Annotated in this window: 9 protein-coding genes and 1 tRNA gene; 2 read left to right on the plus strand and 8 right to left on the minus strand. The window is 47.5% G+C overall.

Annotated features, from left to right (window positions below; genetic code table 11):
- Positions 1-121: 121 nt before the first annotated feature.
- The 4 genes from SSCH_RS12650 to SSCH_RS12665 all read right to left on the minus strand — a co-directional run bounded on the left by SSCH_RS12650 (position 122) and on the right by SSCH_RS12665 (position 2,595).
- Positions 122-1,069, minus strand: a complete 948-nt coding sequence (locus tag SSCH_RS12650; protein ID WP_052835636.1) for a MalT transcriptional regulator family protein — start codon at positions 1,067-1,069, stop codon at positions 122-124.
- Positions 1,070-1,609: 540 nt separating this feature from the next.
- Positions 1,610-1,685 (minus strand) — tRNA-Ala (locus SSCH_RS12655).
- 167 nt (positions 1,686-1,852) lie between these two features.
- Positions 1,853-2,110, minus strand: a complete 258-nt coding sequence (locus SSCH_RS12660; RefSeq protein WP_044665779.1) for a hypothetical protein — start codon at positions 2,108-2,110, stop codon at positions 1,853-1,855.
- 23 nt (positions 2,111-2,133) lie between these two features.
- On the minus strand, positions 2,134-2,595 hold the full coding sequence (locus SSCH_RS12665) for a tRNA (cytidine(34)-2'-O)-methyltransferase (protein WP_084711168.1): 462 nt from the start codon (positions 2,593-2,595) through the stop codon (positions 2,134-2,136).
- Between the two features lie 484 nt (positions 2,596-3,079).
- Here SSCH_RS12665 and SSCH_RS12670 point away from each other — a divergent pair, with 484 nt between their 5' ends.
- Positions 3,080-3,811: a tRNA lysidine(34) synthetase gene (locus SSCH_RS12670; protein WP_084711169.1), complete on the plus strand. Its 732-nt coding sequence runs from the start codon at positions 3,080-3,082 to the stop codon at positions 3,809-3,811.
- On the opposite strand, the gene SSCH_RS12675 is transcribed toward SSCH_RS12670, so the two are convergent.
- The 4 genes from SSCH_RS12675 to SSCH_RS12685 form a co-directional block, all read right to left on the minus strand.
- Complete coding sequence (locus SSCH_RS12675; protein WP_084711170.1) at positions 3,790-4,359, minus strand: GDSL-type esterase/lipase family protein; 570 nt, start codon at positions 4,357-4,359, stop codon at positions 3,790-3,792. The two genes, SSCH_RS12670 and SSCH_RS12675, sit on opposite strands and share 22 nt — an antisense overlap.
- Before the next feature lie 72 nt (positions 4,360-4,431).
- Entirely contained in the window at positions 4,432-4,920 is a 489-nt protein-coding gene (locus SSCH_RS22545) for a hypothetical protein (RefSeq protein WP_456300469.1), read from the minus strand.
- Positions 4,913-6,145 (minus strand): ABC-ATPase domain-containing protein, encoded by a 1,233-nt coding sequence (locus SSCH_RS12680; RefSeq protein WP_232294466.1) that lies wholly within the window; start codon positions 6,143-6,145, stop codon positions 4,913-4,915. Before SSCH_RS12680 ends, SSCH_RS22545 begins: the two co-directional genes overlap by 8 nt.
- 219 nt (positions 6,146-6,364) lie before the next feature.
- On the minus strand, positions 6,365-7,318 hold the full coding sequence (locus SSCH_RS12685) for a D-alanine--D-alanine ligase family protein (protein WP_156972277.1): 954 nt from the start codon (positions 7,316-7,318) through the stop codon (positions 6,365-6,367).
- Positions 7,319-7,918: 600 nt separating this feature from the next.
- Between SSCH_RS12685 and SSCH_RS18405 the strand changes: the two genes are divergently transcribed.
- On the plus strand, positions 7,919-8,095 hold the full coding sequence (locus SSCH_RS18405) for a hypothetical protein (RefSeq protein WP_156972278.1): 177 nt from the start codon (positions 7,919-7,921) through the stop codon (positions 8,093-8,095).
- Positions 8,096-8,135: the final 40 nt, after the last annotated feature.

Below are 8,135 nucleotides of genomic sequence, written 5' to 3' on the forward strand. Positions count from 1 at the left end.
CTCATAATCTCGGAATTTGCATATAAAAGCCAAAAGCTTTTAGCAGGTTTGGACCCTCCAATTCCCGGCAAAAGTCCCCCCGCCCGCAGCAGGCACCTGGTGTTCAAACGCAGGCCCGCGCTCACCGCGCTTTTGAATCAGGAGTTCTGATTAGAATGCTATGTACTTCGTACTGTCGCTCGGCTGGATCGTAGCGGATAAAGGGGCTCCTGAGCGCATCCAAAGCGTATTCGGGCAGTGTATCACAGCCGATGAGGGAACATGCCTGCTGTACACTGACTATCTCAAAGGGTGATAGGTGCAAAAGAAAAATTTGCTGAGCTTCGGTCAACTTATTCCACACTAAATGGTCCATGAGTGCCAAAATACCAGGTTTATCGGAAAATGTGCCTGTTTCCAGAAAAGCGGAGAGCTGTAAATAGATTGCGATAATCCAGCCTTCTGTGTAGCGCTCGACATCCTGTGCATCCTCCGGGGTAATTTTTACATTGGCCAGGGCATAATAGCGACTGATATCGCCTGCACTCAACCGCATATCGGTAGCCGTAATATGCAAAACCCCATGACTTGCAACAATAGCAAGGGTATCTCGTTTGAGCATTTGGGTGACGATAATGACATGTAGGCCCTGGCCGCCATGTTCGAGGAGGCGCAAGAAAAAAAGCGGGGGGCAAGGGGCGTCCTGCAAAAACTGAAAGTTATCTATTACTAGATAGGTTTCATGTTTGCACTGGGCTGACCGCAGAGCTTCAGTTGCTTCGCCAATGGTGCCAATGTTGGGTAGCCCAATTTTAACGAGGCGCTCACCTGCATAGCTGTCAATCTTCTCAATCTCGCGGCAGAGTCGCCGAAAACCCGCGGAGGGCTTTTCATCCATGGCAGTGAACCAATAGACGGGCGTGCCCTGGGGGAGAGAGTTTTGCAAAAAGTCTCGTATCGCTGTGGTCTTGCCGTAACCGGACGGTGCTTCGACAACGGTGGCAGGTGCAAAACGCAGCTTGTCTAACTTATGCTTAAGCCTGTAAGAATAATAATGCGGCTCAGCTCGGCCACTTTTTGTTTGCTCCATATTATTCCCTCCCTTTATTCCCTCCCTGCGAAAACCTTTGGGAACTTTGGAGATCTAACTGATTTCTTTACGAATCGTTGTATATTATGTCTTATTAGCCTTATCATAGCATAAGGGAATTTGTTTTGCATGAATTTACTCAAAAGCGGAGCAAAGGTACCGGTTACCGACCGGTTACCACCCGACTCTCTTGATTGACATAAAGAGCGGGGACATCTTCGATTCCTGCGATTTGGAAAGTGACGAACAAGAAAACCATCTAAATGAAGGCTCCCGGAAACCGGAAGCCTGTCTATTGTTTAAAACAGTTATTTGTAGATATATCCCCAGTTGTTTTGCCTGACGCCTTGCTGAGCTGTTCTTCTTAAATCATATCCAAAATCACGTATAGGTCAGCATGAGGACGGGAAGCGTCTCTGGTCGAGGAACTTCCATAGGAGCTACACCAGACATTTAGAAAAGGCCTCTTCTGTTGTGGTCAAATTGTGGTCACATCACATAATGGAAAAGGCTTCCACTCGCTGGAAGCCTTGCTATTACTGGTGGACGTGAGGGGATTCGAACCCCTGACCTCCTGAGTGCGAGCCAGGTGCTCTCCCAACTGAGCTACACGCCCTTTGTCTTAATAATCTTACTCTGCTGTGCGGTCTCTGTCAAGGGTTCTGAACCTTTAATATGCATCCAATCAGGTTGTGCATTCTGTGCAGTCATCCGGACGTATAAATTTCTGCACAGGTTACAGGTTCTATCGCGAGTTGATTCAGGCCCGCAGAGGATATGCAATCAGTCGATCGGCCTTCTTAAATTTTCCACGATTTTATCCCGGATCCCCCTTCTGACCAGGGGTTCTACCTCTTTGAACTCCAGGTGTGGGAAGGCATTCATGATTTCCTGGCCGAGGAGTGTGCCCTCTCTCAGGAGCCCGGCCCTTTCAAGCATGTCAATGGTATCTTTGTCGGTTTTCCCGGACTCAATAAATTCATCATATAATCGTAAAAGCTCCACCCAGAAGGTACGCGGCAGCATATCTTGGTCTGCCATCCTGCAATCACCCTTTCTTTATGTTAGCTTAGCCCCCTAAACATTTGTTTATGCAGGGCACTATAGACCACTATTGCTACAGAATTTGACAGATTCAAGCATCTGGCACCGGAAACCATGGGGATGCGCAGACATGATTCCCTGTTTGCAGCTAACAACTCCTCAGGCAAGCCGTGTGTCTCAGAACCGAAGACAAAGAAGTCACCTGGTTGAAAGTCAAATTCGGTGTAACAGTGCTTTCCCTTTGCTGTTATATAATAAAATCTAGCATTTGAATGTTTTGTGGTGAAATCCTCAAAACTATCATAGATATGGACGTCCACCAGATGCCAGTAGTCAAGCCCTGCTCTTTTCAGGTGCTTTTCCCGCAAAGAAAAGCCAAGTGGCCCAATCAGATGGAGATGGCAGCCTGTTGCAGCACAAAGGCGGGCGATATTGCCTGTGTTTTGGGGTATTTCGGGCTCGAAAAGAGCTATATTGAACAATTGCATTATCCTCCCTGTGCATTATAAACCAGAAGAAAACAGGGTGTCCAGTGTCTATGGAAAAAACAGAGGTCAGATGCCGGAAGTCAGATGTCGGAAAAAAGATGGTGCCGGCACCCGAAAGCATTATTACATGACTCGGCTCTGTTTTTCATTTTCCGGCCACCTGAGCAGCATGGGTGTCTATTCATTAATTTTGTTGAGACACTGTAAATGTATAGCTATGTGCTATTTGTTTAAAACAAAACAGGAACCAGGTATAATAACAATGGGCATTAAAAGGTGACACCATCATGAAGAACAGGGGCCGAAGTCAGGAATGATGAAGAATTAGCGGGAAGCGGCTCACGCAAGCTTCCAACCCCCTACTTCCTGCTTCAGGCATCTGACTTCTGCCTCAGACACTTGTCTTTCGTACAGGTGTGCTTCGGAACAGTTAGGTACGGAAAAGGACCGTCCCTGTCACGCTTATGGAGGGTTTATATTGGCAAAAAGACGCTTTCACGACTCTTTATGGAAGCCTGCCGGACAGGCCATCAACGAACATCAGATGATCCAAGAGGGGGATCAGATAGCTGTCGGTGTTTCCGGCGGCAAGGACAGTATGACACTCCTCTATGTTTTAAATGAGATGAGAAAGTTCTCTCCGGTCAAGTTTCATTTGCACGCCATTTCGATAGATCTGGGCTTTGGTGTGTCCCTGGAGCCTATTCGGGATTTTTGCCGTGACATCGGTATCAGCTGGTCCCAGGTGCATACTAAAATCGCTCCTATTGTCTTTGACTTCCGCAAGGAGCCCAACCCCTGTTCACTCTGCAGCAAGATGCGCAATGGCGCCCTGCATATCACAGCCAAACAGATGGGCTGCAGCAAGGTTGCCCTGGCTCACAGCCTGGATGATGCCATCGAAACCTTTTTCCTGTCTCTTTTTTATGAACGCAGGATCAAGCTGATGCAGCCGATCAGCTACCTTTCCAGGAGACAGGTGACACTGATCAGGCCGCTTCTTTATGTTCGTGAAAAAACCATTATTCATTTCACAGATGCCTTCCGGCTCCCTCTCGTAAAAAACCCCTGTCCGCAGGATAGTCATACCCAGCGGGAGGAGATGAAACAGCTTGTGGTGGGTCTTGAGGAAAAATTCCCCGGTGTGAGGGACCGAATTCTGACCGCCTTTAAAAACTCCAACCCCGATTACCTCTGGAAGAGGCCTTGAAAGAATTCCAAAGCTACCCTTCCCATAGATTCATAGCCGGCGATATTGGGATGTACACCATCCATGTAGAAATCCTCCCTCACCTTCCCCTCAGGATCAGTGAAAGCCTTGTCAAAATCCAAACAGGGCAGATCATACCGCTCAGCCAACTCTCTTTCCTCCCTCCGGAGTCGCTCAATCTTCCCTGTTGAATATTCATCTAAAGAATTCATAGGTAAGGCTACTACAGGACTGATTTTATCATTCTGAGCTTTCCTGATTATTTGCTCCAGGTGGTAGATAGTCTCGGCACAGGAAATTTCAAAGCGATAGGCATCATTGGTGCCCCCCAGGATCACCAAAAAGTTAGGGCTGTGGCTTTGCACATCCGCTTGATACCTTCTCTCCAAATCCTCCATGGTATTGCCGTTGATACCGGCATTGATCAACTTTAGCGGGCATCTACTGTTAACATAATACACCCAGGAAACATCCGGACCGTAAGGATAACCATATGTAAGGCTGTCCCCCAGGCAAACTATTTTCTTCCCCTCCACTGATTGCAGCACCCCCCTTCAGCGAATTTTCAGCATTAAAATACATCATTGTTGCGGTATGCCGGAACATTACAGCACACCCATTCATCGGATTTTCAGACTCCGCAGCCTGTTGATCGCCGCAGCAATTTCCAAGCCGCGCGGCCTGGCATAATCCCCGCTCTTCTCTTTGAAGGGTGAAACAATCTCCAGGCCATACTGATCCAAGTCATTTTCAATACGCCTGATGGCCTCACTCAACGGATACCGGCCATGAAGATACCTTTTCCAGGCATAATAGATGATATCTGCGATGGCCCGGGTCTGGCTGGGATCAATCAACTGCTCCACATCATCCAGTTCGATCTGATAGTTGCCGAACTGGACCGTATCAAGTCCCCTTGCTTTTACCTTTGTTTTCCTTCCCCGCTGCGGGTCGAAACTTTCGGGAAGCGGCACCCTTGGCTCCAGTTTTCCGAAACCCTTTCCCCTTTCCGCGACTCGAAGTGCGGGGTATTCCCTGCATAAGTCTTTCGCTTCTTTGCTGACATCTACCGGCCTGTACTCATTCATCATGATCACCTGATCAGCCACATCTAAGTAGTCCCCCGGCCCCCCCGATGACAAGAATCGAAGAAACCCCCTGTTCTTCATATAATGGACGCACCTGGTCCAGGAATGGTGTGATGGGCTCCCTTTCTTTGGTGACCAGTGCCTGCATCCTGCCATCACGGATCATGAAATTGGTGGCACTGGTATCCTCATCGATGAGCAGCAGCTGGCAGCCTATTTCCAGAGCCTCGATGATATTGGCTGCCTGTGAGGTGCTCCCGCTGGCATTATCTGTTGAAAAGCGGCGAGTATCCTGTCCGAAGGGAAGATTATTGATAAAGGGGCTGATATCCACCTTTTCAACCCTTCTTCCCTCCTCTGCCCTGATTTTTACTGCATCCTTGATGGTGACTGCCCACTCCCGGCCATCCCCTGGCAGGTGGTTGTAGATCCCTCGTTCCAGGGCATGCAGGAGTGTTGATTTCCCGTGAAAGCCCCCACCAACGATGAGGGTAACCCCACAGGGGATCCCCATCCCTCTCACCTCACCGTGATTGGGGGTTTTAAAGGAAACCTCAAGGGAGGGAGGGCAATGAAAGGGTACCACCCTGCCGGTCAAAGGAAGATCACTCACACCGCTTCGCCGGGGCAAAACCGAACCATCAGCAATAAAAGCAACCAGGTCTTGACCTGGGAGCGAATCTCTGATGTATTCCTGGTCTTCAGCCAGGTAAATATGCTCTGCCAGTTCCCGCTGGTTGACGTGTTCAAAGTAAAGACTGTTTTCAACAATTTCAGGAAGTTCCCGAAATAACATCTTCTCCGCTATACTTCCCAGCACAGTACGCCCTCTGGCCGGAAGCCCACAGAAGAACCGCGCCTCCACATAATCACTGTTAATGGCTATGGCACTGCGTTCTAAAACTTCCTGCCTTCCCATATCAATAAAGATGAGGCCGCTCTTCCCTGTGCCCCTATTCCCTGCACAAAATCTCTTTACAGCCTGATCAAAACACCTGGCCAGGTAGTCACAGAGAGCAATTCTGCGCGGCTTTTCCTGGAAAAAGGATGAGGGAAACCTTGCCCTGTCTTGTTTCACCTGAATCCGCAACCGGGAGGGTGAAGCAAATGGATCACCCTGCACATGATCAATAAACAGCTGGTAGCCCCCGAAATCATAGGCTCCTTTAAGATTCTGGTAAGCCTTATAGCCTTTGTTGTTGATATTATAGATCTTTGATTCTAGATTCTTGCTGTTCTGCAGCATTACCACCTCTTTTGGTGCTGCTTCTTTTATGATTCCACTGTGAAACCCTGTTTTACATTTGCTAACCGCTATGTAAGGTGGTTATAAGATAAGCTACTTACTATATGCGGTGGTGCTTCGAGCAAAAAATGACTTTTGGCAGTGAAACCCTTTTTGGGTTTATGATTAGCTGTATTCCGTGTAAACCCATCCGCCGCTGAGCAATTTTTCATTAGATAATTAAGCGTCCCCTTCCTTAAATAATTCAAATGCTTCATCAGCCAGCAGAGAAACGAGTTCTGTAAAAGAGATCCCCGCTGCTTTGGCGGATTCCGGAAAAAGGCTGGTCTCGGTCATCCCGGGGATCGTATTGGTTTCCAGGACAAAGGGTTCACCTTCACTATTTAACATAAAATCAACCCGGGAAAGCTGCCGGCAGTCCATAGCCCTGTAGGTGCGGAGTGCCAGTTCTTCTACCTTTCTGGCTGCCTCAGGGGAAATGCGGGCAGGTATGATATGATGGCTCATCCCTGGGCTGTATTTTGCAGTGAAGTCATAAAATTCTGTTTCAGAGACGATCTCGATCAAGGGCAAAACCCGCGGGTTCTTTGTGCCCAGAACAGCTGCGGTTAGTTCGGTACCATCGATGTATTCCTCCACTAAAACTGCTTGATCATATTTAAGCGCCTCAGTTAGCGCTTTTTCCAGCTCACCTGTTTTCCTGACAATAGAGACACCGATCGCTGAGCCCTGTTTTGACGGTTTTACCACCAGGGGCAGCCCTAATTCCTTGATCAGGTTTTCCATCGCACCATCATCTAACTGTTCTGTTATAACCTGGAAAGAGGGTGTAGGAATTCCTTCATAGCACATCACCTTTTTTGCAATCACCTTATCCATACATAAAGCACTGGAAAGCACACCAGGTCCTGTATAAGGAAAACCGAGCAACTCTAAAAGCCCTTGAATAGTTCCGTCTTCTCCATATTTGCCGTGCAGCGCAATGAAGACCACATCTGGCTGAAAATCTTTTAGATCTTTCACAAGAGCACCCGCAGGATCGATCTCTTTTACCTCATAGCCTTCCCCTCTCAGGGCCTGGGATATCTGTTTCCCGGTTTTTATAGAAATCTCCCGCTCGGAAGAGCGACCACCCATTAGAACTGCAACCTTTTGCGGTTTTTCACTTACCACTTGCTTCACTCCTAAGATGCACCGGGGACGGTTCCTAGCGCATTTCTGTTTGATACACCGGGGATGGTTCCTAGCGCATGCGCATTTCTGCTTGCTTCGCCCCTATGCTATTTTAGTATCATGCTTTTAATATTCTATACAATTTACTAAATATCTTAAACTCTTTTTCAACCTCACTTTACACAAATCCTGTTTTTCGCTATAATGGAAGAGCGACCACCCATTAGAACTGCAACCTTTTGCGGTTTTTCACTTACCACTTGCTTCACTCCTAAGATGCACCGGGGACGGTTCCTAGCGCATTTCTGTTTGATGCACCGGGGACGGTTCCTAGCGCATTTCTGCTTGCTTCGCCCCTATGCTATTTTAGTATCATGCTTTTAATATTCTATACAATTTACTAAATATCTTAAACTCTTTTTCCAGAAACTCCGCAGGTGATCGCCTAAGTTCTTGCGGTGCAAGCAACGCAGTATAAAAGCAAAATTTTATTAATTCGCATTTTTTAAACCAAACAGGCAGGAAAAAACATAACTAATGACAAAAACCTCCTGGAAGCAACAACGATCAAATCATCATTTCCAGGAGGTGTTACCACCGATGTCGAAACGGTGGCTCAAAGATTTTCTTCGATACATCAACAAGGTATTCCTGCCTGAGGGCTGTACAAAATGGGCAAAAGATGAAAGAAAAGATCCAGAGATAGAACCGGGTACTATCTGGGTAACACTTCTGATAGGCTTTGCTTTGCAGGTGCAAAGTTTGGAAGAAACTTGAGTACGCAGAGCAAAAGAGAGATTTAAAAAGCTTCTACCCA

Origin of the sequence: Syntrophaceticus schinkii (genome assembly GCF_000946815.1) — a bacterium.
In the GTDB taxonomy this organism is placed as follows: domain Bacteria; phylum Bacillota; class DSM-12270; order Thermacetogeniales; family Thermacetogeniaceae; genus Syntrophaceticus; species Syntrophaceticus schinkii.